We start from the raw sequence: 24,287 nt of genomic DNA on the forward strand, positions 1-24,287 counted from the left end.
CGCGGCCCGCCGCCAAGGGGGCTCGAAAGTCAGAGGAGCGAAAGGATCCGATCGACGTAAACAATGGGATTTTCGCCGAGATCAAAGCAGACCGAGACGTGGCCGTTCGGTCGGTCGATGACGAGTTGATGAAAATGACCGTAGCCGACAATGACGTAGCGTGCGCCGCCGCAATCGACAATGCCGCGCTGCTTCGCCAATTTCAGCAGCACGGGATTGATGAACAGCTCCTCGTACTTGTCGGACTCGGGCGAGGACGCATTGGGCAAATCCCCTCGTTGCCTCATCTGCACCGTCGCGTCGGCATAGATCGAGACGTAGCGGATTGAGGGACTGAGGCGAAATATTTGATCGAAGATGGTCATCGGTTGCTCATGAGCAAATTTGATCTGAAAGTGCGCTACAAGGAACTGTATCGCGCATCGACGAGCGCTTTCTCGGAAGTCTCGGTGCCGCCGTTGAGCTTCGTCAAGGTCGATGGCGAGGGAGATCCCAACACCGCAAGCGCCTACCGGACGGCCGTCACGTCGCTCTACGGCGTGAGCTACGCCATGAAGTTCGCCGCCAAGGCGCTCGGATGCGATTACGTGGTGCCGCCGTTGGAAGCCCTCTGGTGGTCGGACGATCCTTCCAGCTTCGTCCGGCGTGAGAAGGACCGGTGGTGTTGGACCGTCATGATCGCGGCACCGGACTTCGTCACGCATGCGATGTTCGAGAGCGCGGTGATGCGGACAGAGCGCAAGCGCGGCACATCGCCGGGCTCCTTGCGATTCGAGCCCTACCTGGAAGGCCGCGCGCTCCAGATCCTGCACATCGGGCGATACGACGACGAAGGTCCGACGCTGAAGCACCTGCACGACGAGGTCATGCCGAGCCGGGGCGTGACCTTCAACGGCCCGCATCACGAGATCTATCTCAGCGATCCCCGCAAGACGGAGCCCGCCAAACTAAAGACGATCCTGCGCCAGCCCATCCGGTAGAAGCCTCGGAGCCGACGCACGTCGTCGGATTTCGCCTCAATCCTTCTCTTCCTCGCACAGCCGCGTCACCGCCCGCTCGTAGCCCTTCGTGTCGAACTTCCTGAGCGAGTTCTCGCTCTGGTAGCGCACACTCCCGAAAATCTTCCGGGTCTGCCACGGGCGGTCGTGCAGCCCGAAGATCCAGGCGACGTTGGTGAAGGAGTTCGCGTCGCGCCCGTCGAGGAAGTAGCGGTTGTTGAGTCGCAGCGTCCGGGCGAACGCCTCCTCCGGCGAGGGCGACCATTCGAGGATCTTCTTGCCCCAGTACATGCGGAGCTGGTTGTGCATGTAACCGGTCTCGCGCATCTCGCGCATGGCGACGTTCCAGTAATGGTCGTGGGTCATCCCCTCCGCCAGATCCTCATCGGAATAGAGTTTCGGGCGCTCGTCGCCGGCATGCTCGGCCAGCGTCTTGCGGGCCCAGTCGGGCACGGCGCGGGCGTAGTCGTCGTAGCCCTGCGTGTGGAAGACGTGGTTCATCGCCAGTTCGCGCCGGACGATCAGCTCCTCGAGATAGGCCGAGCGGTCGTCGGGGTCGCCGTCCTTGGCGGCGCGGATCGCCAGTGCGATCTCGACCGGCGAGATGTGCCCGAAATGCAGGTAGGGGCTCATGTGGGAGGCCGCCCCCGCCTCCGGTTTGTTGCGGCCGGCGCCGTAGCCGGCGAACGCGTCCTTTACGAAGCGCTTGAGATGCCCGGCGGCCTCGGTGTAGCCGCCGCGGAAGCGCTTCACCGGGCCGACCGTGGTGTCGAGGGTCAGCTTCGCGAGAAGTTTTTTCGAATCCGAGACGTCGAGCCCAGCCTTCAGCTTCAGCCGCTCGATCAGCCCTTCGGACGGGTGATCGACCGTGCGCGGTCTCACGGGTTCGAGATAATCGTCCCAGAGCTTCCGGAGCTTCGGGCGCAGGGTGCGCGCGGCGTATTCGTGCTTGGTCGAGGCGGTCTCGACCGGCACCACTACATCGCCCTCGACTTGGACGATCCGGCATTGCGCCGCGCGTCCGATTTCATCGTACCAACGTTTCTGGATCGCGAGGTAGCCGCGGTCGAGCACCAGCAGCGCGGCTTTGTCCGAGAGGTCGACGGCGACCTCCGCGGGCGTCGCCCGGCGCACGAGAAAGGCGATGCCGCGCTTTTCCAGGGCGGCGGCCGCGTCGGCGAGCCCCTGCAGCAGGAAGGCGTAGTGCCGGGCATTGGCCTCGGGGAAGCCGTTGGCACCGTCGAGCAGGCCGAAGCAGACGAGGAGCGGGAGTTCGAGGCGGTTGGCCTCCTCGATCGCGAGTTCCAACGCCGGATTGAACGGGACGCGCATGGCCTGCTGCATCAGGTACAGGACGTAATCGGCGCCCTCGGATGGCTTCACGTCGTTCAGCACCCGGATGCGGGCCGGTTGGATCGCCATCGCTCGAAAATGCCCCGTCTCGGCTGCTTCGGTTCGGTCCGTCTCCGCCGAGGCGGCCGGTCGCGGCGATTCGGGCCTCGCCTTCCGTTTCGCGGGTCCGACGTCCCGTCGGGGCGGGGAATGCATCAGCGTCAAAAACGTTGCATCGGGCGCGGCCCGACGTGCCCTTCGTCGCTGGCTGCGGATCAGAAATCGCCAACCCGTTCAGGGATCTGTCGTGTACGAAAACAATGGGCGCGACTCAATCTACTGCATAGATGGCCGCGATCCATTGCGTCCCGGGCTCGAACCCGTCTGCGGCATTTGAGTGACAGACATCGACCGACGTGTGCCTCCACACGCGCAAACGTGATCATTGCCGACCAAGCGACTTGCAAAATCCAGGGCGAAGATCATTTTGTGCATTGCGGGAACGCAGACGGCGTCTGCCTCCCGCTGCCCTCCTTGGGCGTTTCCTCCCTAGACTTCGGGCCGCCCTCACGGGCGGCTTTTTTTTGTCTTAAGTTCAGGTCCGATCATCCGCGGGCGCGGGCACGGATCATGAAGTTGTCGTAGGTGTACTCGGCCACTTGGAACCAGAGGTATTCCTCGTTCCGGAAGGACTTCATTGCGTCGTAGATCCGCTTGAAGTCCGGGTTCTTGGCCGAGAGGTCGGCGTAGACCTCGTTCGACGCCTTCAAGGCTGCCTCCATCACATCCTGCGGGAAGGGGCGGAGCTGCGCGCCGCCCGAGACGAGCCGGCGCAGGGCCTGCGGGTTGCGCGCGTCGTAGCGAGCCTGGACGTCGGCATTCACCTGCGCGGCCGCCGCCTGCAGGATGGCGCGGTAGGATTTGGGCAGGCCCTTCCAGGCGTCGGCGTTGATCCAGAAGTGCAGGAGGGCGCCACCCTCCCAGAAGCCGGGATAGTGGTAGATCGGCGCGATCCTCTGGAGACCGAGCTTCTCGTCGTCGTGCGGGCCGATCCATTCGGCCGCATCGAGCGCCTTGCTCTCCAGCGCGGCGTAGATCTCCGGCCCCGGCGTCGCCTGCACGGCCGCCCCGAGCTTGGCCAGCACCGTGGCGCCGAGCCCGCCGATGCGCAGCTTGAGCCCCTGGAGGTCGCCGACCGTCTTGATCTCCTTGCGGAACCAGCCGCCCATCTGCGCCCCGGTATTGCCGCCGGGCAGCGCCACCAATCCGTTCTTGGCGAAGATCTCGGCGAACAGCTCCGCCGCGCCGCCCTGGAGCCACCACGCGTTCTGGCCGCGGGCATTGAGCCCGAACGGCATCGCGGTGGCGAGGGCAAAGGCGGCGTTCTTCGCCATGCCGAAGCTGGCCGGGGCGTGGCCCATCTCGGTCTTGCCGCTTCCGACCGCGTCGAGCAGCCCCTCGGCGGGGACCGACTCGCCCGCGGCCGAGACCTGGATCTGGAAGCGCCCGTCGGTCGCCTCGGCCACTGCTTTGGCGAGGCTCTCGCAGGCACCGAACAGGATGTCGAGGTTGCGCGCATAGCCCGAGGTGAGGCGCCAGCGCAGCTCCGGCGTCGGCTGCTGAGCCTGGGCCGGGCTCGCCAGCGATCCGGCGGCGCTCAATCCGGCGCCGAGGCCGGCGGTCAACAGGGCGCGGCGCTGGACGGACTTTGGCACGGACTTCGGCAGGGGCTTTTCCATGGATCTCCCGGCTCGTCCCGATCGCTCGACCGCCCTTCCGCGGGCCGACCGTTGCCATACACGTGAAGCCGGCCATCCGGAAACCGGGGCAGGCCCCGTCGCATCGCGCGGCGCGGCGTGATAGCAGGCTCGGCGTGAACACCGAAAAGCTCCACCTCCACACCGTCTGCGGCCTCGACGAACTCGTCGAGCATCAGACCCGAGGCGTCAGCCACGTCCTGTCGATCCTCGATCCCGACCGGGCGGACCCGGAGGCGTTCGGCGCCTACGGGATCCATCGGCGCACCATCCTACGCTTCCACGACGCCATCGAGCCGGCGCCGGGCGTCGTCTTGCCGGAGCGCGAGGACGTCGAGAAGATCCTCGCCTTCGGCCGCGACGCCATTGCCGATGGCGGCGAGATCCATATCCTCGTCCACTGCCATGTCGGCATCTCGCGCTCGACCGCGGCGCTCGCGACCCTGTTCGCCGAGGCCGAGCCCGATACGCCGGCGCAAGACCTGATCGCCCGCCTCCACGCCCAGCGGGAGAAGGCGTGGCCGAACGCGCGCATGATCGCGTTTGCCGACGAGATGCTCGGTCGGCAGGGCAGCCTCAGCGAGGCGGTGCGGCGCCTGCATGCACTGCAACTGCGCAAACGCCCGCATCTCGATCAGGTGATGCGCGACCTCGGCCGTGGCGCCGAGGTGGATGCGGCCCTGCGGGACTAAAGCATCATCCTGGATGCCTGATTCGGGATGATGCTTGAGGCTGTTGTTTTCGCATCATGTTTTTTCCGAAAGCCGGCAACCACCTTTCGGGATGATGCTTTAACGTTCCGCCTCAGTTCGATTTGGCCGGCGTGAAGTTGCCGTCGCGCCAGACGTAGAGCACGTAGCCCTGGGCGGTGATGTCGCCCTTGGCGTCGAAGCCGACGGGGCCGAGCACGAGATCGAAGCGCTCGCCGTGCAGGGCCTTGGCGATCGGCGCGGGCTCCGTGCTGTGGGCGAAGTTGCCGGCCTCCACCAGCGCCTGGAGCGCGGCATAGCCGTAGATCATCGAGCCGTCCGCCTCGACGCCTTGCGCCTTAAACTCGGCCACCACGCCCTGCGCCTCCGGCTTGCGGCTCGGATCGAGATAGAAGGTCATCAGCACGCCGTTGCTGGCAGGGCCGGCAATCTTGGCGAAGTCCGGCGTGGCGATGGCCGAGGTGCCGAACCATTGCGGGCGAAAGCCCCGTTCGGCCGAGATGCGGACCAGCCGGCCCATCTCCTGCGCGTCGCCGCCGTAATAGACCACGTCGATATTCGCGGCCTTCAGCCGGTCGGCGAGGGCCACGTCGTCGGCATCGCTCGGCTGGAAGGCCGTCGCCATCGCTTCGTTGACGCCGATGCGGTTGAGGTTGTCCTTCGTCGCCGCCGCGAGGGTGCGCGAGGCCGGCGAGAGGTCGTTGAGGATGGCGATCCTCCGGTCGCGGAACCGCTCGGCGAGGATCGCGGCCGAGAGCTTGGCCTGGTCGTCGTCTCGGCCGCAGACCCGGAAGATCGTCGGCAGGCCGCGGTCGGTCAGCTTGGCGGCGACCGAGGCCGCGGTGATCATCACGATTCCGTTGGCGGCGTAGACATCGGAGGCCGCAAGCGACGCATTCGAGCAAACATGGCCGACGACGAGCCGTACGCCTGAGTTCACATAGTGGTTGGCCACGGCTACGGCCTGATTCGAATCACAGGAATCGTCCTGTACGTCGAGCACGATGGGCTCGCCGTCGATGCCGCCCTTCGCGTTGGCATCCCGCGCCGCCGCCTCGACCCCGCGCAGCACCTGCGCGCCGACGGTGACGTAGGGGCCGGTGCGCGGCACCGCCACGCCGACCTTGACCTCCGCCATGGCCGGAACAGCCGAGAGCAGGAGCCCGGCCAGGAGCGCGAGCGAGGCCGAACCGAGGGCGAGGGGGCGTCGGACCGTCATGGCGCCTCTTTCCCAGCCCGCTGCCCCTTTGCCAAGGTCTGCCGGTCCGGACCGTTGTCGTCTGTCAGGACGGCCATCCTGTGCCGGCTCCCGTTTCGGGACCGGCACGGCCGCGTATCCGACATCACCTTCGCTGCATGGAATGACGCGGGCCGAGCCTTTGGCAAGTCGCCATCTCGACGAAACGGGGCGGACTTTCGCGGGGGAGGGGACGTGCAAGGCCCGTCCGCACCCACACGCCATCCGGACGATGCGCTAGGATTTCGTTCTTGCATCGTCATTTTCCGAAAGCCGGTGGCCACCTTTCGGGACGATGCTCTACCGGGTCACGGTGTAGATCGAGGCGCCGGCCGCGATGGGCGAAGCCACGGTCGAGAACACGCTCAGTACCTTGCCCAGCTCCGCGAACGGCGAACTCGACACATAGACGAGGTCGCGGTTCCGCATGCGGAAGCTCTGCGTCAGGAACATCCCCTGCGCGTCGCGCAGGTTCACCCGGTACACCACCGGCACCTGCGGCGAGGACAGCAGCGGCGAGTTCGGCCGCAGCCGCCGCACCACCGCCGCTGGCTCGTAGCGGAAGATGAACACGCCGGCCGGATCGGCCTGGGTCTCGCGCAGGCCGGAGGCGCGTGCCAGCGCCTGCGACAGCGTCAGCCCGTCCGCCGTGAACGGCACCTCGGTGGTGTTGCCGAGCGCGCCGACCGACAGGAAGGTCTGCGGGTCGCGCACCAGGGTCAGGGTGTCGTCGGGACGAACGAAGATGTTCTCGCGCGGGTTGGAGACCACCGTGGTCATCGGCACGGTGACGGTGCGGTTGCCGCGCGAGAGCCGCACGAAGGTCTCGGCCACCGGGGTGCGCACGCCGCCGGCCTGGGCGATGACGTCGAGCAGGCGGTCGCCGCGGCCCGAGAGCGGCACGCGCTTGCCCATGGCCGCTTCGCCGGAGACGGTGACCGATTGCGAGACCGGCTTGGTGACGGAGACGAGCACCTGCGGTTGGATCGCCTTGCCGGCGAGTTCGGTCTCGATCAGCGTCTGGACGTCCTGGGTGCGGCGTCCGACGACCTTGATCCGGCCGGCGTATGGGACGGTGATGCCGCCGTCGGGCCCGACCACCTGCTCGGGGATCGTGGCGGATTTCGAGCCGGCGGAGAAGCGGTCGGAGACGAGGGGGCCGGAGAACAGGCCGCCGGAACCGGCTTCCCAGACCTGAACCGCCACCGAGTCGCCCACGCCGATCACCGGCTCGACGGAGGGGCGATGGTCGCCGAAGGTGACGAGGAGGCTGTCGAGGGGTCGGGTGCGCAGGGCCTCGACGAGGGCAGGGGTGATGTCGATGATCTCGTAGCGGGCGAACAGGCCTTCGGCGGTGGCGACGTCGGCGCCGCTCTCGATCGCCGAGGTCGTCGGCCCCGCGGCCGGCAGGACCGAGCAGCCCGGCAGGGCGAGGCAGGCGGCAAGGATCGCCAGGGCCGCAGCGCACTTCATCGGAGACTCCATCCGGGTCGAGGCGGGGCGTAACGCCACGTCCTTCCCCTTTCCGACCGTCACGCAGTCACTGCGATCCATTGAATACGGGCCCCGGCCTGATGCTTGACTGACGCGTACGATGCGCCGACGGCCGGCGAGGGCTCACGCAGCAATGCGTCACCACCGTGGCACGGCTACGCTTATCCCCCAAATCCTGAACGTTTCGGAGTGACGGCGTCCCGCAGGACACAGCCGAGCTGTGCCGCGGTGAGATCGATCCGGGCGGGGGCCGGGCTGCCGTCCCGGCCGAAACGGAACAGGGCGTAATCCGTCGCCATCGGGCCGGATTCCGGCGGACGGAGGTCCGGCAGCGAGGGCGCATGGTCGCCGAACACGCAGAGGGTCGCCCGCCGACCGGTGAGCCCGTCGATCAGCCGCTCGATCGCTTGGCCGGTATGGGCGACGTGGTGGAGGTACTGCGCCAGCGGCGCGTCGATGCCGGAGAGCCGGCCCGGCTTCCAGGGCCCGTGATTCTCCATCGTGACTGAGAACACGAACGTGCGGTCCTTCGCCTGCCCCTGGCCCAGCGCCACCTCCGCCAGAATGCGGTCGGCGACGGCGACGTCGCCGATATAGGGGCCGATCCGACGTGCGCCGTCGAAATCCTCCTCCATGACGAGGCGCTCGAAGCCGAGGCGCTGAAACACCCGAGCCCGGTCGAAGAAGTCGCGGTGGAAGGGGTGCACGAACACAGTCTCGAACCCGGCGGCGCGGGCGAGGCGGGCGAGGCTGGTCGGCTCCTCGCCCTTGCGCGCGAGGTAGGGGTCGTAGCGGCCGAAGCCGAGGCTTTCCGGGTCGAGGCCGGTGAGGACGGCGTGCTCGGAACGCATGGTGTAGGCGCCGTGCGCGGGGACCGCGAGGCGGCCGTACTGCGCCGCCAGCGCCCGGATCCGCGCCATCGCCGGGAGGTCCGGACCGCCCAGACGTGCCGGATCGAGGAAGGATTCGAGCTGGACGACCACGACGACCTCGTCATCGGGACTGCCTTCACCACGCACCGGCACCGGCCGCGCATCGTCCTCGCCGAGGCGGCGCAGGGCGTAGCCCATCATCGTCGCGACGAGCCCGTAGCGAGCGACGTCGCGGGCGAGGTCCGGGTGCGGGAAGATGTGGCGCAGGGCCCTCTGCCCGAGCGGCGTCAGGCCCGCGAGCGCCAGCGCCGCCAGCGCCGCCGGCAGGCCGAGGATCGCGAGGATGGATGCCCCCGTCCCGCTCGGCAAGGCGGCGGGTTCCAGAACATACCAAGCGACGACGACAGAGACAGCGAGCAGCAGTGGCCCGGCGATCCGCAGATCGGTGATCGGCAGGGTATAGTAGAGCTGCGGGTGGCGCGGCACCTGCGCGAGCAGCGCGAGGTCGCTGAACACCACCGGCTCACCGATCACCCGGCGCTTCAGGCGGTCCACCACCGAGAGGATGGCGAGCGTCAGCAGGCACGAGGAGGCCGCGAGCCAGGGCCGCCACGAGAACTGGAACCAGAACAGCGTGATCAGCGCGTAGCCGGCGGCTCGGATCGCCAGATCGCCGGGCCGGAGGCTTGGGCGCTGCGGCGAGGCCGCCGCCTCGATGGCGAAGGCGCCGGTGACCGCGACCGCGAGGGGCACAAAATAGGTCGCGAGGCTCATGCCTGTCTCAGCGGCCGGATTCGCTGCGCACGCCGCGGCGGGCGCGCAGGCGGCGTATGACCGGATTGATCAGGGCATAGCGCAGCCGCATCGTCGCGTGACGGACCGCGCTGAGGGCGAGACGCGAGGGCGGCGCGGCGGCTCGGGCCTCGCTGAGCCGGTCGAGCAGTTGCTCGGGCGTGCACGGCTTCATCGCCACCGGATCGAGATAGAGCGGGTAGAGGATCAGCGCACCGGCCACCAGGGCGTCGAGGGACAATGTGCGGCCGCGGTCGGCCCCCGGCGCCAGATCCTCGGTCAGCCCCCAGCCGGCATAGAAGGGGCGGCCGTGGACCGCCACGCTCAGCCCGCGGATCAGCGCCTCGAAGCCCGCCAGCGAGGTCATGGTCTCGACATGGTGGCAGCGGTCGAGCAGGTCGACGATGGAGAGGCCGCCGACGACACGGTCCGCGAGCGGCCGCACTTCCTCCTCCGGGATCGCGCCGGGACGGAACCCGGCCTCGACGTCGGGATGCGGCTTGTAGAGCAGGAAGGCGTCCGGGTTGCGGGCGCGGGCGGCCTGCAGAAGGGCGAGGTTGCCGCGCACCTGCGGCGAACCGGTCAACACCGAGGCGTCGTCCTCGACCTGGCCCGGTACCAGCACGATCCGCCGGTCCGTGGGCCAGTCCTCGCCGACACCTTCGAGGCCGACATTGTACTTGCTCAGGCGCCGCGCCACGATCGATTCGCGCAAGGCGGCGGCGCGGGCAGTCAGGCCGGGCGGGAATTCGGCCTCCTTCAGGGTGCGGGCCAGCCGGCTCTCCACCCGCGGGTCGTAATAGATGCCGAGGTCGTCCACGACGATGGAGGCACCCGGCTCCAGGCTGGCGCCGAGCCCGACCGAGCGCAGGAAGCCGTCCTCGATCCGCGCGAAGGGCAAGCCGGCCTCCGCACAGAGGCGCGGGAGCTGCTCCGGGCAGCGGGTCGCCCAGGCCTGGACCCGGCCGTCCTGCGAGCGGGCGAGCGCCACCGCTTCGTCCGCAATCATGGTGTGGAGTGGTGGTCCCGCCGGCCCGGTGGCGAAGACATCGAGTGCGGCCCGCTTCCAGCCGGATACGCCGACGAGGACGACGCGGCGGTCGTTGCCGAGGAAGCGGTCGCGCAGCCACGCCACGCGCTCCACCGCATCCGCGAGCGGGATCGGCCGGCGCGTCCACGGATCGAAGCCGTGCACGCCGATGCCGTAACGGAGCGCCAGGAACGCCGCCGCATCCGCTGGGCGCGGACCCGCCGCAGGGTCGGGGCAATGGGTCTCGAAGCCGGCCAGCGCCGGTTCGCAGGCCGCATCCCAACGCGCCACGTGGATGTGCGCCGCGAGGGGAAACAGCAGCCAGGGATCGGCTGGGTCCGCGATCACGGTCAGCCGGGGATCGGTCGGCGTGCCATTGCGCGGGCATCCGTCGGGCCCGGCGGCGACGAAGCGTGTCCCCGGATTCTCGGCGAGAAGCCGCGTCAGGAAGGTTTGCAGGGCCGCGCCCGACGCGGCGGTTTGCGGGTCGATCAGGGCGAGGGCAGGCCGCGTCTGACTCGAGAAGGGATCGGCTGCTCCATCCGGAAGCGAGCCGGCGAACCGGTTGAAGCCGGCAAGGCCGCGCGCGCGAAGAAGGTCGCCGAAGTCCGGGGAGGGGGGCTCGCCCCCGACGGGCCGGCCGGCATAGCTGAGCCGAAGGCTCGAAAGGCCGCTGTCGGGCGAATCGTAAGGGCTGAGCAGCGGGCCCGGCGCAACCCGCAGAACCGCTTTGCCGTCCGCCGCCGCAGACCACAAAGCCGGCGGGCCGGGCGAGCGGAAGGTCAGCGACGCGCCCGTTGCCGCCTCGATCTGCGCGCGCAGAAGCCGGACCGTCCGGCCGAGCGGCAGGTAGGAGCGGGGCAGCCCGGTATCGCCGTGCGGCTCGATGGGGCGCAGGTCGGTCATGGCCGGTCGATCATGGCAGGGCCTGCTCCATAGCCCAAGCCTCGTTCTGGGCCCAGGCCGGTCCGAGCATGGGCTGCAACTTCCTATGCGCCGGCACCGTCGGTACGGCGCGCTTCGGCCACGGCTGTGAAGAACGCACTTTTCCGGGGATGGATTGGCACCGGACACAACGGAGCCGCAATCTGGCGCGAGAGGTGCCTCGACCGATCGTCACAGTCGTGGCGTGATCGATCGGCAACGGAGGCTGCAAATTCTCCCGGTCGCCTCGCGCAGCGGTTGTCGTTCGCGGGGCTGTCGTGAGAGGCGTTCGGCCAGATGACGCAACGCACACCGCTTCACGACTAGGGATTGAGCGCCTGGGAATGACGCAGCCTCGTGCCCATGCCATAGGCCCCCGCGCCGCCACCTTCCTGTTCCTGCAGGGGATCGCCTCCCCGTTCTTCTCGGTCCTCGGCAGCGCCCTGCGCGAGCGCGGCCACGGGGTTCGCCGCATCAATTTCTCGGCCGGCGACTGGTTGTTCTGGCCCTTTTCCGCCGACCACTACCGCGGCAAGCGCGACGGCTGGGACGCCTATCTCGAAGCCTATATCCGCACGCACGCCGTCACCGACATCGTGCTGTTCGGCGATTGCCGGCCCTATCATCAGGCGGCGGTGCTCGTCGCCAAGCCGATGGGCGTGCGCATCCATGTGTTCGAGGAGGGCTACATCCGGCCCTACTGGATCACCTGCGAGGCCGGCGGGGTGAACGGCAACTCGACCCTGCCGAAGCGGGCGGAGGAGATCCGGGAACTGGCACGCAAGCTGCCGCAGCCCGGACGGGCCATGCCGCTCACCGGAGACATGGGCCGGCGCAGCCTGTGGGATATCGGCTTCAACATCGCCAATATCGGCTTTCCCTACCTCTATCCGGGCTTTCGCACCCACCGGCCGAACCACATCGCCGCCGAATATGCCGGCTGGATCCGGAAGTTCGTGCGCCGCCGCCGCACCCGCCGCGAGGCGGCGCGGGTGAACGAGATCTACCACGCGATCAACGCCGATTACTTCCTGCTGCCGCTCCAGCTCGACAGCGACTACCAGATCCGCGTCCACTCGCCGTTCCTCGGCGTCGAGGGCTTCATGGACCGGGTGATCGCCTCCTTCGCCAAGCATTCGCAGGCGCCGACGCGGCTTCTGGTGAAGCTGCACCCGCTCGACAGCGGCATCATGAACTGGCGCAAGCGCGCCCGCCAATCGGCCAAGCGCCACGGCTGCAACGACCGGCTCGACTTCATCGACGGCGGCGACCTGCCCAAGCTCATCGACGGCAGCCGCGGCGTCGTGCTGGTGAACTCCACCGTCGGGATGCTCGCCCTCGAGCGCGGACGGCCGACGCTGGCCTTCGGCTCGGCGGTGTACAACCTGCCGGGCCTGACCCATCAGGGCGACATCGACACCTTCTGGAGTGCCCCGCAGGGACCCGACGCGGCACTGATGCAGGATTTCTTCCGGGTCGTCATGCACCGCACCCAGATCAACGGCGGCTACTTCTCCCGCTCGGCGATCGAGCGGGCCGTGGCCGGCGCCGTGCCGCGTCTCGAGGCGGCGCTTCCGCCTGCCGCGCTGGCGGCCGCCCGCGACACGCTGGAGCAGGCCGGGCGCGACGAAAGCCTCTCTCCCGCCTATTGATCGCCGGCCTTCAACACGGTCACGACCCGGCTCCTCAGCGGAAAGACCCCTCTCCTTGCCCGTCATCCTGATCACCGGTGCCTCCAGCGGCATCGGCGCAGCCCTCGCGCGCTTCTACGCCGAGACCGGTGCGAGCCTCGTGCTCACGGGCCGCGATCGGGAGCGGCTGGACGCGGTGGCGCAGAAGTGCCGGACGCGCGGAGCCGAGGTGCTGACGCGGCTGATCGACGTGCGCGAGCGGGAGGCGGTCGGCGCCTGGCTCCGTGAGACCGATGCGGCGACACCGCTCGATCTCGTCATCGTCAACGCCGCGGTGAACGGCGGGCATCCGTCCGGCGGCCTGGAGACCGAGGCGACGGCCTTCGAGACGGCGGACATCAACCTGACCGGGGCGCTCAACGTGATGCTGCCCTGCGTGACCCTGATGAGCGGGCGCGGCCGGGGGCAGATCGCGCTGATCTCCTCGCTGGCGGCCTACGCGCCGCTACCCGACGCCCCGGCCTATAGCGGCGCCAAGGCGGCGCTCCTCGCCCACGGCCTCGCGCTCCGCCAGAAGCTGAAGCCTCTGGGCGTGCGCCTCAGCGTGGTGACGCCGGGCTACGTCAAGACGCCGATGGGTGGCGTCATCAAGGGTTGGCGCCCCCTGGAAATGACGGCGGACGAAGCCGCCGCCCGCATCGCCCGCGGGTTGGAGCGCGACCAGGACGTCATCGCCTTCCCGGCGATCCTCGCCGCGCTCGCCCGCGGCGCGCTGTTGGTGCCCGAATGGCTGCGCAGCGCCGGCCTGAGGGGCTTCCGATTCCGCAACCGGCCGCGGCGCTGATGCCGCCGCTCCGGATCGCCCTGTTCGCGTTGGAGGCGCTGCCGAACGCCCGGGCCGTGCGTCGCTTCGTGGCGGATCACGCGGCGGCGATCGCCTTCGTCGGCCTCTCCAACGCCGAGCGGCCGGCAACCGGCGGGCTCGTCGGTCAGATCCGGCGGCATCTCGCCCGGTCCGGCCCCGGCTTCCTGCCCTATCTCGGCGTGAATTTCGGGCTGCCGGACCTGCTGCGCCCGCTCTCACCCCTGACGCAGCGCCTCGCCGGCAGTCGCGAGACGCCCGAGGCGACGCCGCTCGCCGCCCTCTGCCGCCAGTTCGATATCCCGGCCTTGCGCGTCGACGACGTGAACGGCGAGGAGGTGGCTCAGGCCTTCGCAGCGCACGCGCCCGACCTGATCGTCACCTTCCACTTCGACCAGATTCTGTCCGCAGCGACGCTCGCGCGGGCGCGGCTCGGCGGGATCAACCTCCACCCGAGCCTGCTGCCGCTCCACCGCGGCCCCGTGCCGACGATTCACGCCATGGCGGACGGAAAGGCGGAGTTCGGCGTCACCGTTCACCGCCTCGCGCCCGCGATCGATGCCGGGGCGATCCTGTCCCAGGAAGCGGTCGTGCTGCCCGACGGCACCACGGCCACACGCGCGGCCGTGCGCCTGCACGAGCACGGTCGCCTCCTGGTCGATCGCGTGCTCGGCGAGATCGCCGCCGACGGGACGATGCCGGCGGGTCGAACCGGTCCGGTGCTGCCCTATCGCGGCTTTCCCGACCGGGCGCTGCTGGCGCGGATGCGCCGTGAGGGCCTGCTCCTCACCGACGGGCACGACCTGCGGGACGCGCTGACGCTGTCCCGCAAGGGCTGAGGCTCACGCCCGCAGGGCGGCGTCGAGATCGTCGATGAGATCTTGCGCATCCTCGATGCCGATCGAGAGGCGCACGACCTCGGGGCCGGCGCCTGCCGCCCGCTTCTGCTCGTCCGTGAGCTGGCGGTGCGTGGTCGAGGCCGGGTGGATCACCAGCGAGCGGGTGTCGCCGATATTGGCGAGATGGCTGAAGAGCTGGAGATTCGAGACCAGTTTCACGCCGGCCTCGTAGCCGCCCTTGAGGCCGAAGGTGAATACGGCACCCGCGCCCTTGGGCGTGTAGCGCTGCGCGAGCGCGTGGTAGCGGTCGCTCGTGAGGCCGGGATAGCTCACCCAATCGACGTCGGCGTGGTCCTTGAGGAAGGTCGCCACCTTCAGGGCGTTGTCGGAGTGGCGCTGCATCCGGAGCGGCAGGGTCTCGATGCCGTTGAGGATCAGGAAGGCGTTGAACGGCGACAGCGACGGCCCGAGATCGCGCAGGCTCAGCACGCGCACGGCGATGGCGAATCCGAAATTGCCGAAGGTTTCGGCCAGTACCATCCCGGCATATTCTGGCCGCGGCTCCGACAGCATCGGATAGCGCGCATCGCCCTGCCACGGGAACGTACCGCCATCGACGATGAGGCCACCGATGGAATTGCCGTGGCCGCCGAGGAACTTGGTGGCCGAATGCACGACGATGTCGGCGCCGTGCTCGAACGGCTTGATCAGGTACGGCGTCGCCATCGTGTTGTCGACGATGAGCGGGATGTTGTGACGCTTGGCGATCACCGAGAGGGCGGCGATGTCGGTGATGACCCCGCCCGGATTGGCGATGCTCTCACAGAAGATCGCCTTGGTGCGCGGCGTGATGGCGCGCTCGAACGAATCCGGATCGTCGGTGTCCGCCCAAACCACCTGCCAGCCGAAGTTCTTGTAGGAGTGGTTGAACTGGTTGATCGAGCCGCCGTAGAGCTTGTTGGCCGCGATGAACTCGTCGCCCGGCCGCATCAGCGCGTGCAGGGTCAGGAATTCGGCGGCGTGGCCCGAGGCGACGGCGAGCGCGGCGGTGCCGCCTTCAAGCGCGGCGATGCGCTCCTCCAGCACCGCGTTCGTCGGGTTGGTGATGCGGGTGTAGATGTTGCCGAAGGCCTGGAGCCCGAACAATGAGGCGGCGTGGTCCACGTCGTCGAAGACGAAGCTCGTCGTCTGATAGATCGGCGTTGCCCGCGCGCCCGTGGCGGGGTCGGGGCTCGCGCCGGCGTGGATCGCGAGGGTGTTGAAGCCGGGCTGGCGGTCGGTCATCGAAAAACTCCTCAAGACGCGTCGTTTACGCCCGTGCTCTTCGGCGGTGCAAGCGCCCGAGGCCGCTTGGGCGGCTTCGCCGCGCGAAGAGTGCGGCGCGGAGCGGGCTTTTCAGGGCTTCGGTCCTGAAAGGCATCGAGCGGAGCGGCAGCCTGAGGCCGCGGAGGCGGCCGCCGGCGCCCGAGGCCGGAGAAAAGAATGCAGAGCGATCGCTCTGCGGTCGGCGACCTTGCGCATCGGCCATGGGCGGCCGTCCGGGGCGGGCTCCGACGGAGGCCGAAACGCCCGGATGGTGTACCGGGGTAACGATCGGTAGCGAACGTTGCGGCACTGCACATCGCTCAAGCGCAGCAGTCTAGACATGTTCGCATCTGACATGTCACAGAGCCGCGCGAACCAAACGGTAATCCGGTGACCCACGGTCGCATTGATTGCCCCGGCGCAATGGTGTCTGCCGTTGCGTCAGACTTTGAATTTGAAAGCCTTCAAGGTGCGCGCGGGCGAAATCGCCGGAGCGCTGCCCGGAGAGGCTCGGCGCGGCGGCTGACGGGAGGACCACCTTGGCGGACGAAGGGCCTCAGGGCACCAAGCGAGATTTCCTCTTCCTCGCGACAGGCGCGGGATTGGCTGTCGGGGCCGGCGCGGTGGCGTGGCCCTTCGTGGCCTCCATGGCGCCCGATGCGGCGACCGTCGCGGCCGGTGCGCCGCTCGATGTCGATCTCAGCCCGATCCAGGACGGCCAGATCGTTAACGTGTTCTGGCGCGGCAAGCTGATCTTCGTGCGCAAGCTCACGGAGAAGGAAGTCACGGACATGAAGGCCGTGCCGCTCTCCGAGATGATCGACCCGGCCGCCTTCGACGCCCGCGTCAAGTCCGGCCACGATCGCTGGCTCGTGGCCTACGGCAACTGCACCCATCTCGGCTGCGTGCCGATCGGCCATTCCGGCAATTACGAGGGCTGGTCCTGCCCCTGCCACGGTTCGCAGTTCGACGCCGTCGGCCGCGTGCGCCGCGGTCCGGCGCCGACCAACCTGCCGATTCCGCCCTACGCCTTCGAGTCCGATACCAAGATCAAGATCGGCGAAGAAGGCGGCAAGGCGGTCGCCTGACAACAGGACACGAGAAGCCGGAGCGGGCAAACCGATGAGCAGCGCACACGCGACCTCGACCTACGTACCCAAGAGCCGCCTCGCGAAGTGGTTCGAGTCACGGCTGCCGCTGGTCGGGCTGGTGCACTCGTCCTTCGTCGCCTTCCCGGTTCCGCGTAATCTCAACTACTTCTGGACCTTCGGCGCGATCCTGATCGCCTTCCTCGGGATCCAGATCATCACCGGCGTCTGGCTGGCGATGCATTACGATCCGAATGCGAGCAACGCGTTCGAGAGCGTCGAACACATCATGCGCGACGTGAATTACGGCTGGCTCTTGCGCTACGCGCACGCCAACGGCGCGTCGATGTTCTTCGTGGCGGTCTACGTCCACATCTTCCGCAACCTCTATTACGGGTCCTACAAGGCCCCGCGCGAGGTGCTCTACCTCCTTGGCGTCATCATCTACCTCTTGATGATGGCCACCGCCTTCCTCGGCTACACCCTGCCGTGGGGCCAGATGAGCTTCTGGGGCGCCACCGTCATCACTAACATCTTGGCGGCGATCCCGGTCGTCGGCGACACGATCCAGAGCCTGCTCTGGGGCGGCTACTCGGTCGGCAACCCGACCATCAACCGCTTCTTCTCGCTGCACTTCCTGCTGCCGTGGATGATCGCGGGCGTCGTCGTGCTCCACGTCTGGGCGCTGCACGTCACGGGCCAGAACAACCCGGCCGGCATCCCGATCAAGTCGAGCAAGGACGCCGTGCCCTTCACCCCCTACGCGACCATCAAGGACGTGTTCGCGGTGGTGGTGTTCATGATCCTGTTCGCATGGTTCATCTTCTACCAGCCGAACTATCTCGGCCACGCCGACAACTACGTCCCGGCCAACCCGTCGGTGACGCCCGCGCACATCGTGCCGGAATGGTATTTCCTGCCCTTCTACGCGATCCTGCGTGCGGTGCCGGATAAGCTCGGCGGCGTGATCCTGATGTTCGGCGCGGTGCTGATCCTGGCCTTCGCGCCCTGGCTCGACACCTCGCGGGTCCGCTCCTGCAACTACCGTCCGGTCTACCGGGTGTTCTTCTGGGTCTTCCTCGTCAACGCCATCATCCTCGGCTGGCTCGGCGCGAAGCCCCCGGAGGGCGGCTACGTCCTCGCCTCGCGGATCTGCACCATCTACTACTTCGCCCACTTCCTCATCGTCATGCCGCTGGTCGGCCTGTTCGAGACGCCTGACCGCCTGCCGGGCTCGATTCTCGAGACCGTGACCGGTCCGGGCAAGCAGGTGAGCGGATCCGGCATGCCCGCGGGTGCTGCGGCCGAACCGGCCAAGCGCGCCTAAGGCCCGAGGGAGAGAACAACGATGCGCATCGCACGCCTCGCCGCCGCGACCCTGCTCGCGGCCTCCCTCGGTGCCGGCTCGGCTCTGGCCGACGACGGACACGGCACCAACCCGCCGCGGGAGAAGTGGAGCTTCGCCGGCATGTTCGGCCGCTTCGACCAGGCGCAGCTCCAGCGCGGCTTCCAAGTCTACAAGGAAGTCTGCGCGAGCTGTCACTCCATGCGGCTGGTCGCCTTCCGCAACCTCGCGGAGCCGGGCGGACCCGGCTTCACGGAAGGGCAGGTCAAGGCGCTCGCCGAGACCTACAGCGTCAAGGAACTCGACGATTCCGGTGCCGAGAAGGAGCGCCCGGCCCGTCCGGCCGATCGCTTCCCGTCGCCCTTCCCGAACGACAAGGCCGCCGCCGCGGCCAATGGCGGCAAGGCGCCGCCGGACTTCTCGGTTCTGGCCAAGGCTCGCACCTACGAGCGCGGCTTCCCGCTGTTCGTGTTCGATGCGCTGCCCTTCACCGGCTATTCCGAGCAGGGCGTCGATTACATCCACGCGCTCCTGACCGGCTACGAGGACGCCCCGAAGGGCTTCACGATGCCGGACAGCGGCTACTACAATAAGTACTATCCCGGGCACGTGATCGCGATGCCGAACCCGCTGAGCGAAGGGCAGATCACCTACCCGAAGAACGACAAGGGCGAGCCTGTTGTGCCGGAGACGGTCGAGCAGTACTCGCACGACGTGGCGGCCTTCATGGCCTGGGCGGCCGAGCCGCACATGATGGCCCGCAAGTCCCTGGGCCTTCGGGTGATCCTGTTCCTCTTCGTTCTGGCGGGTCTGCTGTTCTACGTGAAAAAGCAGGTCTGGAAGAAGGTCGGGGGCGAGGTTCACGGCCTCCAGCCCGAGCTGCACAAGACCTACTGAGCGAAAGCTCCCACGATCGAACCGACGAACGGGCCCCTCGCGGGCCCGTTTGCGTGTGGGGGAACGCCTACGGTAAAGGTTCCGCAGCGCCGGACGAACCGATTCGGGCGCATTCAAACCGTCATCGCCGGGACTTACGACGCTTTACGCGCAGCAGATGCGCCGCGTGCCTTCCGGCCTTGGACACGTTCTACACACAAGGGATTTTTGCATGACGGCAGCGGTTCTGGGCGTGATCGGCGGCTCGGGCGTCTACGACCTGCCCGGCCTGGAGGATGTCCGCGAGGAGGCGATCACGTCGCCCTGGGGCGAGCCCTCCGACGCGCTGCGGATCGGCCGCATCGGTGGGACCAAGGTGGTGTTCCTGGCCCGGCACGGGCGCGGCCACCGTTTCTCGCCCACCGGCATCAACTACCGCGCCAACATCGACGTGCTGAAGCGGGCCGGTGTCACCGACATCGTCTCGCTCTCGGCCTGCGGCTCGTTCCGCAACGAGTTGCATCCCGGCCTGTTCGTGCTGGTCGATCAGTTCATCGACCGCACCTTCGGGCGCGCGACCTCGTTCTTCGGCAATGGCTGCGTCGCTCACGTGCCCTTCGCCCACCCCGTCGGGCCGCTGCTGCAGCGGCGCATCGCCGCCGCGGCGGAAGCCGAGGGCATCACGGTGCACAAGGGCGGCACCTACGTCTGCATGGAGGGGCCGCAATTCTCCTCCATGGCCGAGTCGAAGCACTACAAGGCGGCGAATTTCGACGTCATCGGCATGACCAACATGCCCGAGGCCAAGCTCGCCCGCGAGGCCGAGATCACCTACGCGACCATCGCCATGGTGACGGACTACGATTGCTGGCACCCGAGCCACGACAGCGTGGACGTGGCCTCGGTGGTCGCCGTCGCCCGCGCCAACGCCGACAAAGCGGCCCAGCTCGTCTCCCGCGTCGCCCGCGATTTTCCGGCCGAGCGCGAGGAGTGCCCTGCGGGCTCGCACCGGGCGCTCGACGGCGCGATCATGACGGCGCCCGCGCACCGCGACCCGGCGCTGCTGGCCAAGCTCGATGCGGTCGCCGGGCGCGTGCTGAACGGCTGACCGCTGGTCCTGCCGACTGTCACGTCCGCGACGGATCCCCTCGCCTTGTAGGCGGGGGGAGCGCCTGCAAAACATCAGTGCGTGCAGCCGTTGTCGCGTTCCTGGCGCTGGATGTCGGCGATGTCGGTGCGCTGGCGGGCGGAGAGCGGCACGTCGGCCAGTGCGTCGTACTTGCAGCCGAAATTGCCGAAGGCGCGAATCGCGCGCTCGGTGCGGAAGCAGTAGCCGGCATCCTTGTAGATCGCGTTGCGCTCGCCCCACAGCTCGTCGCAGGGGAAGGCCGCGAGGGCAGGCGAGGCCATAAGTGACACGAGAATGGCGGCGGCGAGGAAACGCATGGCTGGTGCTCCGAGCCGTCGGAGCCCGGGCGTCCTCAGGCGGTCTTGAGGGTCAGTGAGCGGCTCGGCTCGCGGCCAAACCCACGGATCTCCAGGCGGTCACCCGCGATCTCCACCACGGCGAAGGCCGAGCTGTCCGGCGTGTCTACCATGCCGTGGAAGTTGACGTAGTGGATTCCGTCGCGCTCGGCGTAGTTGCCCGCATGATTGTGGCCGTTGAAATAGGCGATAACGTGCGGCTGCCTCGCCAGCAGGCCCGTGAGCCGTCCGGCATCCCAGAGATTGTGCGGGTTCTCGGGCGCGACGGGGTAGTGGTTGAGCACGACGACCCGCTCGCCGGCCGTCCGCGCCGCCGCCAGCCTTTGCTCCAGCCACGCGAACTGGGACTCGCTGAGGGATCCGTTCCAGGGCTTGGCGTTGACGAGCCCCTCCGCCTTGGCCTGCTCCAGGCGCTCCGCCGCCAGCGTCCGGCGCGGATCGTCCGGTGGCGGGGCGAACAGCGAGACGTCGTTGCCATCGAGCACGATGAAGCGGAGGCCGGCCACCACGAAGTCGTAGTACGGGCTCTCCATGCCGAGCAGGCCCGGCACCCGCCCGCGCTGTTCGGAAGCCACGTCGAAATCGTGGTTGCCGAGCAGGAACCGGGTCTCGTGGCGCAGCGTCCGGTAGATCGGCAGGATGCGGTCGTAGCTCGCCACGTCGCGGTCGATGATGTCGCCCAGCGTCACGACGAAGCGCAGCTCCTCGGCGTTCAGGACCGCGACGGCCGCGCGCAGCTTGTCGAGGCTGTTGGCGTAGTAGCGGCCGAGCGTCAGGTTGGGCGGCGCCTCGGCATATTGCGGATCGGCGATCACGCCGAAGCGCAGCGGCCCGTCGGCGGCTCCCGCTCGGGCAGCAAGGAGCGCGGCGCTGGCGGCGAGGACGGAACGGCGGGACAGCATGCGGCTTCTCGGCATCGGTGACCCCGTCAGGCTGGCGCGCCGGCATGACCAGCGGATGACGCCGAGCGGCTTCGCGGGGCGGTTCACGCGGGATCGCCGCCAGGACCCTAAAGCAAGACCCTTCAAGACCCTTCCCCCACCGGGCAAAACCACACTACAAGGCAGGCCCGGCCGGCCGCTGAAGGCCCGCTGCCCGTTTTCAGGATCAGACGCCCGTATCCGATGCGTACAGCCAGCATCAGCCGCCGCACGGCGGAGACCGACGTGTCCGTCTCGATCGATCTCGACGGCACCGGCAAGGCCGCGATCGCGACCGGCGTCGGCTTTCTCGACCACATGCTGGAGCTGTTCGCCCGGCACGGCCTGTTCGACGTGACGATCAAGGTCGCCGGCGACCTGCACGTCGATCAGCACCACACCACCGAGGATACCGGCATCGCGCTGGGCCAGGCGGTGGCTCAGGCGCTCGGCGACAAGCGCGGCATCGCCCGCTACGCCGATATCCACCTGCCGATGGACGAGACGCTGAGCCGCATCGCGATCGACATTTCCGGCCGTCCGTTCCTCGTGTTCCGCACGAGCTTCCGCGTCGAGAAGATCGGCCAGTTCGACACCGAACTGGTGCGGGAGTTCTTCCAGGCCTTCGCGATGAATGCCGGCATCACGCTGCACGTCGAGACTCTCTACGGCGAGAACGCGCACCATATTGCCGAGAGCGTCTTCAAGGGGCTGGCCCGGAGCTTGCGCAAGGCCGTCGCCATCGACCCGCGTGAGGATGGCCGCGTTCCCTCCACCAAGGGATCGCTCTGAGACCATTTGAGGAGGAGCGAGGATGCGGACCTACACGCTGCACGTTCCCGAGGGCTCGGTTCGGGGTGACCCGCGGGCGCTGGAACAGGCGCATCTCGTGCGCGACGGGTTCTCTTGGAGCGCCTTCGCCTTCACGGTGCTGTGGTTCCTGCGCCACCGTCTCTGGCTCGCCGCGCTCCTCGTGCTGGTGGGGCTCGTCGGGCTTGCGCTCGCGGGCCGGGCGCTCGGCCTCTCTCCCTTCGCGGCGCTGATCGTCACGGTGCTGGTGAGCCTGCTGATCGGCATGGAGGCGTCGAGCCTGCGCCGCTGGACCTATGGCCGCTGGGGCAAGCCGGCCCAGGACGCGGTGATGGCCGGCTCGCAGGAGGAGGCCGAACTGAAGGCCGCCGCCCGCTGGCTCGATGCCGCGTCGGTTCCGGGCGTCGCCGGGCCGGGTTTCGCCGCGACGGCCGTCAGCCGCCCGACCCATCGCCGCGGCGATGATGCGGTGATCGGGCTTTTCCCCGCGAGCGAGGGTGGACGGTGAGCGAGCAGACCGTCGCGATCATCGATTACGGATCGGGCAATCTCCATTCGGCGGCGAAGGCGTTCGAGCGCGCGGCGCGCGAGGCCGGGCTCGACGGCACCCGAATCGTCGTCACCGACGTGCCGGAAGCCGTGGCCGCTGCCGACCGCGTGGTGCTGCCCGGCGTCGGCGCCTATGCCGATTGCCGCCGCGGCCTCGATGCAGTGCCCGGCATGGTCGAGGCCATGACCGAGGCCGTCAGGGCGCAGGGCAAGCCGTTCCTCGGCATCTGCGTCGGCATGCAGCTCATGGCGAGCCGCGGCCTCGAATACGAGGAGACCGCGGGCCTGAACTGGATTCCGGGCGATGTCGCCCCGATCGAGCCGGCCGACCCGGCGCTCAAGATCCCGCATATGGGCTGGAACACCCTGCATCTCGACCGCGAGCACGCCCTGCTGCGCGATATCGCGATCGGGGAGGGCGGGTTGCACGCCTATTTCGTCCACAGCTTCGCGCTGAAGGCTGCCGAGCCGGCGGACGTGGTCGCCCATGCCGAGTATGGCGGGCCGGTCACGGCCATGGTCGCGCACGACAACATGGTCGGCACCCAGTTCCACCCCGAGAAGAGCCAGCACCTCGGTCTCGCGCTCCTCGGCAACTTCCTGCGCTGGCGCCCCTGAAGGCCGCCTTTGTCCGACACATCGTATTCGCGAGTTGACGCGTGATCCTGTATCCGGCCATCGACCTCAAGGAAGGGCGCTGCGTCCGCCTCGTTCAAGGCGACATGGCCCAGGCCAAGGTCTTCAACGACGACCCCGCCGCGCAAGGGGCGGCCTTCGAGTCTCAGGGGTTCTCCTGGCTCCACGTGGTCGATCTCGACGGTGCCTTCGCCGGGGAGCCCCGCAACGCCGCGGCGGTCGATGCGATCCTGGCGCGGGTGAGCCTGCCGGTGCAGCTCGGCGGCGGCGTGCGCGAGATGCGCACCCTCGAAGGCTGGCTGGAAAAGGGCGTGAGCCGCGTCATCATCGGCACCGCGGCCGTGCGCGACCCCGCCTTCGTTCGCGAGGCGGCCCGTCGCCATCCGGGGCGCATCGCCGTCGGCATCGACGCCAAGGACGGGCGCGTGGCGGTGGAGGGCTGGGCCCAGACCTCCAGCATGACCGCGGAAGAGCTCGGGCAACGCTTCGAGGATGCGGGTGTCGCCGCCATCATCTACACCGACATCGCCCGCGACGGCATCCTCAAGGGCCTCAACATCGAGATGACGCTGGCGCTGGCCTCGGCCGTCAGCATCCCGGTGATCGCCTCGGGCGGCCTTGCCTCGATCGCCGACGTCGAGCGGCTGCTGGAGCCGGACTGCGCCGTGCTGGCCGGCGCCATCACCGGCCGCGCCCTTTACGACGGACGGATCGACCCGAAGGAAGCGCTCGCCGCCATCGCCCGTGCCAAGGGGGGCGCGGCATGAGCGTCGTCCGACCGCCGGCCCCGACAGC

23 protein-coding genes are annotated in these 24,287 nt (G+C 68.5%); 13 read left to right on the forward strand and 10 right to left on the reverse strand.

Translation table 11 applies throughout. The features are described from left to right. Window positions 1-29: 29 nt before the first annotated feature. On the reverse strand, window positions 30-365 hold the full coding sequence (locus Y590_RS11640) for a hypothetical protein (RefSeq protein ID WP_060769977.1): 336 nt from the start codon (window positions 363-365) through the stop codon (window positions 30-32). Between the two features lie 9 nt (window positions 366-374). On the opposite strand from Y590_RS11640, the gene Y590_RS11645 reads away from it, so the two are divergent. After that, a complete protein-coding gene (locus Y590_RS11645) occupies window positions 375-980 on the forward strand; it encodes a GyrI-like domain-containing protein (RefSeq protein WP_060769978.1) in 606 nt (201 codons plus the stop codon). 36 nt (window positions 981-1,016) lie between these two features. Here Y590_RS11645 and Y590_RS11650 read toward each other — a convergent pair whose 3' ends face one another. Together Y590_RS11650 and Y590_RS11655 are read right to left on the reverse strand one after the other, a co-directional pair. Next, window positions 1,017-2,420, reverse strand: a complete 1,404-nt coding sequence (locus tag Y590_RS11650) for a deoxyribodipyrimidine photo-lyase (protein ID WP_060769979.1) — start codon at window positions 2,418-2,420, stop codon at window positions 1,017-1,019. Window positions 2,421-2,935: 515 nt separating this feature from the next. Continuing rightward, window positions 2,936-4,069 carry a TRAP transporter substrate-binding protein gene (locus Y590_RS11655; protein ID WP_201026785.1) on the reverse strand — a complete coding sequence of 378 codons (1,134 nt, stop codon included), beginning with the start codon at window positions 4,067-4,069 and terminating at the stop codon, window positions 2,936-2,938. A gap of 134 nt (window positions 4,070-4,203) precedes the next feature. Between Y590_RS11655 and Y590_RS11660 the strand changes: the two genes are divergently transcribed. Beyond that, window positions 4,204-4,779, forward strand: a complete 576-nt coding sequence (locus Y590_RS11660) for a tyrosine phosphatase family protein (RefSeq protein ID WP_060769980.1) — start codon at window positions 4,204-4,206, stop codon at window positions 4,777-4,779. Between the two features lie 112 nt (window positions 4,780-4,891). Here the strand turns inward: Y590_RS11660 and Y590_RS11665 are convergent, their stop codons facing one another. From Y590_RS11665 to Y590_RS11680, 4 genes are all read right to left on the reverse strand, one after another. Continuing rightward, a complete protein-coding gene (locus Y590_RS11665) occupies window positions 4,892-6,016 on the reverse strand; it encodes a branched-chain amino acid ABC transporter substrate-binding protein (RefSeq protein ID WP_060769981.1) in 1,125 nt (374 codons plus the stop codon). 318 nt (window positions 6,017-6,334) lie between these two features. Further along, entirely contained in the window at window positions 6,335-7,507 is a 1,173-nt protein-coding gene (locus Y590_RS11670; RefSeq protein WP_060769982.1) for a polysaccharide biosynthesis/export family protein, read from the reverse strand. Between the two features lie 182 nt (window positions 7,508-7,689). Continuing rightward, window positions 7,690-9,174, reverse strand: coding sequence for an LTA synthase family protein (locus tag Y590_RS11675; protein WP_060769983.1), 1,485 nt, complete (start codon window positions 9,172-9,174; stop codon window positions 7,690-7,692). A gap of 7 nt (window positions 9,175-9,181) precedes the next feature. Next, window positions 9,182-11,128: a capsular polysaccharide export protein, LipB/KpsS family gene (locus Y590_RS11680; RefSeq protein WP_060769984.1), complete on the reverse strand. Its 1,947-nt coding sequence runs from the start codon at window positions 11,126-11,128 to the stop codon at window positions 9,182-9,184. A gap of 362 nt (window positions 11,129-11,490) precedes the next feature. Between Y590_RS11680 and Y590_RS11685 the strand changes: the two genes are divergently transcribed. From Y590_RS11685 to Y590_RS11695, 3 genes are read left to right on the forward strand one after another with little or no spacing between them, the layout of a single operon-like run. Further along, a complete protein-coding gene (locus tag Y590_RS11685) occupies window positions 11,491-12,798 on the forward strand; it encodes a capsule polysaccharide biogenesis protein (RefSeq protein WP_060769985.1) in 1,308 nt (435 codons plus the stop codon). Between the two features lie 55 nt (window positions 12,799-12,853). Further along, on the forward strand, window positions 12,854-13,621 hold the full coding sequence (locus Y590_RS11690; RefSeq protein ID WP_060769986.1) for an SDR family NAD(P)-dependent oxidoreductase: 768 nt from the start codon (window positions 12,854-12,856) through the stop codon (window positions 13,619-13,621). Further along, window positions 13,621-14,478 (forward strand): methionyl-tRNA formyltransferase, encoded by an 858-nt coding sequence (locus Y590_RS11695; RefSeq protein WP_060769987.1) that lies wholly within the window; start codon window positions 13,621-13,623, stop codon window positions 14,476-14,478. The genes Y590_RS11690 and Y590_RS11695 overlap by 1 nt, the downstream gene beginning before the upstream one ends. Window positions 14,479-14,481: 3 nt before the next feature. On the opposite strand, the gene Y590_RS11700 is transcribed toward Y590_RS11695, so the two are convergent. Then, window positions 14,482-15,762, reverse strand: a complete 1,281-nt coding sequence (locus Y590_RS11700; RefSeq protein WP_060769988.1) for an O-acetylhomoserine aminocarboxypropyltransferase — start codon at window positions 15,760-15,762, stop codon at window positions 14,482-14,484. 560 nt (window positions 15,763-16,322) lie between these two features. Between Y590_RS11700 and petA the strand changes: the two genes are divergently transcribed. The 4 genes from petA to Y590_RS11720 all read left to right on the forward strand — a co-directional run bounded on the left by petA (window position 16,323) and on the right by Y590_RS11720 (window position 20,200). Continuing rightward, window positions 16,323-16,871: a ubiquinol-cytochrome c reductase iron-sulfur subunit gene (gene petA / locus Y590_RS11705; RefSeq protein ID WP_060769989.1), complete on the forward strand. Its 549-nt coding sequence runs from the start codon at window positions 16,323-16,325 to the stop codon at window positions 16,869-16,871. Between the two features lie 34 nt (window positions 16,872-16,905). Further along, the gene (locus Y590_RS11710) at window positions 16,906-18,198 is read left to right on the forward strand and encodes a cytochrome b (RefSeq protein WP_060769990.1); all 1,293 of its coding nucleotides are present in this window, start codon (window positions 16,906-16,908) and stop codon (window positions 18,196-18,198) included. Window positions 18,199-18,219: 21 nt separating this feature from the next. Beyond that, window positions 18,220-19,113: a cytochrome c1 gene (locus tag Y590_RS11715; RefSeq protein ID WP_060769991.1), complete on the forward strand. Its 894-nt coding sequence runs from the start codon at window positions 18,220-18,222 to the stop codon at window positions 19,111-19,113. A gap of 211 nt (window positions 19,114-19,324) precedes the next feature. Next, complete coding sequence (locus tag Y590_RS11720) at window positions 19,325-20,200, forward strand: S-methyl-5'-thioadenosine phosphorylase (RefSeq protein ID WP_060769992.1); 876 nt, start codon at window positions 19,325-19,327, stop codon at window positions 20,198-20,200. Between the two features lie 74 nt (window positions 20,201-20,274). Here Y590_RS11720 and Y590_RS11725 read toward each other — a convergent pair whose 3' ends face one another. Next, window positions 20,275-20,538 carry a YARHG domain-containing protein gene (locus tag Y590_RS11725; protein ID WP_060769993.1) on the reverse strand — a complete coding sequence of 88 codons (264 nt, stop codon included), beginning with the start codon at window positions 20,536-20,538 and terminating at the stop codon, window positions 20,275-20,277. A gap of 35 nt (window positions 20,539-20,573) precedes the next feature. Then, window positions 20,574-21,479, reverse strand: a complete 906-nt coding sequence (locus tag Y590_RS11730) for a metallophosphoesterase (RefSeq protein ID WP_060769994.1) — start codon at window positions 21,477-21,479, stop codon at window positions 20,574-20,576. A 222-nt stretch (window positions 21,480-21,701) separates the two neighbouring features. Between Y590_RS11730 and hisB the strand changes: the two genes are divergently transcribed. From hisB to hisA, 4 genes are read left to right on the forward strand one after another with little or no spacing between them, the layout of a single operon-like run. Beyond that, window positions 21,702-22,289, forward strand: a complete 588-nt coding sequence (gene hisB, locus Y590_RS11735) for an imidazoleglycerol-phosphate dehydratase HisB (protein WP_060769995.1) — start codon at window positions 21,702-21,704, stop codon at window positions 22,287-22,289. Window positions 22,290-22,311: 22 nt separating this feature from the next. Continuing rightward, complete coding sequence (locus Y590_RS11740; RefSeq protein ID WP_060769996.1) at window positions 22,312-22,815, forward strand: DUF2628 domain-containing protein; 504 nt, start codon at window positions 22,312-22,314, stop codon at window positions 22,813-22,815. After that, window positions 22,812-23,474, forward strand: coding sequence for an imidazole glycerol phosphate synthase subunit HisH (gene hisH / locus Y590_RS11745; RefSeq protein ID WP_060769997.1), 663 nt, complete (start codon window positions 22,812-22,814; stop codon window positions 23,472-23,474). The genes Y590_RS11740 and hisH overlap by 4 nt, the downstream gene beginning before the upstream one ends. Before the next feature lie 41 nt (window positions 23,475-23,515). Beyond that, window positions 23,516-24,259 carry a 1-(5-phosphoribosyl)-5-[(5-phosphoribosylamino)methylideneamino]imidazole-4-carboxamide isomerase gene (hisA, locus tag Y590_RS11750; RefSeq protein WP_060769998.1) on the forward strand — a complete coding sequence of 248 codons (744 nt, stop codon included), beginning with the start codon at window positions 23,516-23,518 and terminating at the stop codon, window positions 24,257-24,259. The last annotated feature ends 28 nt before the right edge of the window (window positions 24,260-24,287 follow it).

It is taken from the genome of Methylobacterium sp. AMS5, from assembly GCF_001542815.1.
Taxonomy (GTDB): domain Bacteria; phylum Pseudomonadota; class Alphaproteobacteria; order Rhizobiales; family Beijerinckiaceae; genus Methylobacterium.

Coding starts and splice junctions, on each gene's coding strand:
- Y590_RS11725 (WP_060769993.1), bottom strand. CDS start 20,538: ATGCGTTTCCTCGCCGCCGCCATTCTCGTGTCACTTATGGCCTCGCCT.
- Y590_RS11675 (WP_060769983.1), bottom strand. CDS start 9,174: ATGAGCCTCGCGACCTATTTTGTGCCCCTCGCGGTCGCGGTCACCGGC.
- Y590_RS11715 (WP_060769991.1), top strand. CDS start 18,220: ATGCGCATCGCACGCCTCGCCGCCGCGACCCTGCTCGCGGCCTCCCTC.
- Y590_RS11655 (WP_201026785.1), bottom strand. CDS start 4,069: ATGGAAAAGCCCCTGCCGAAGTCCGTGCCAAAGTCCGTCCAGCGCCGC.
- Y590_RS11695 (WP_060769987.1), top strand. CDS start 13,621: ATGCCGCCGCTCCGGATCGCCCTGTTCGCGTTGGAGGCGCTGCCGAAC.
- Y590_RS11650 (WP_060769979.1), bottom strand. CDS start 2,420: ATGGCGATCCAACCGGCCCGCATCCGGGTGCTGAACGACGTGAAGCCA.
- Y590_RS11685 (WP_060769985.1), top strand. CDS start 11,491: ATGACGCAGCCTCGTGCCCATGCCATAGGCCCCCGCGCCGCCACCTTC.
- Y590_RS11720 (WP_060769992.1), top strand. CDS start 19,325: ATGACGGCAGCGGTTCTGGGCGTGATCGGCGGCTCGGGCGTCTACGAC.
- Y590_RS11640 (WP_060769977.1), bottom strand. CDS start 365: ATGACCATCTTCGATCAAATATTTCGCCTCAGTCCCTCAATCCGCTAC.
- Y590_RS11665 (WP_060769981.1), bottom strand. CDS start 6,016: ATGACGGTCCGACGCCCCCTCGCCCTCGGTTCGGCCTCGCTCGCGCTC.
- Y590_RS11670 (WP_060769982.1), bottom strand. CDS start 7,507: ATGAAGTGCGCTGCGGCCCTGGCGATCCTTGCCGCCTGCCTCGCCCTG.
- Y590_RS11740 (WP_060769996.1), top strand. CDS start 22,312: ATGCGGACCTACACGCTGCACGTTCCCGAGGGCTCGGTTCGGGGTGAC.
- Y590_RS11710 (WP_060769990.1), top strand. CDS start 16,906: ATGAGCAGCGCACACGCGACCTCGACCTACGTACCCAAGAGCCGCCTC.
- hisB (WP_060769995.1), top strand. CDS start 21,702: ATGCGTACAGCCAGCATCAGCCGCCGCACGGCGGAGACCGACGTGTCC.
- Y590_RS11700 (WP_060769988.1), bottom strand. CDS start 15,762: ATGACCGACCGCCAGCCCGGCTTCAACACCCTCGCGATCCACGCCGGC.
- Y590_RS11680 (WP_060769984.1), bottom strand. CDS start 11,128: ATGACCGACCTGCGCCCCATCGAGCCGCACGGCGATACCGGGCTGCCC.
- Y590_RS11730 (WP_060769994.1), bottom strand. CDS start 21,479: ATGCTGTCCCGCCGTTCCGTCCTCGCCGCCAGCGCCGCGCTCCTTGCT.
- Y590_RS11645 (WP_060769978.1), top strand. CDS start 375: ATGAGCAAATTTGATCTGAAAGTGCGCTACAAGGAACTGTATCGCGCA.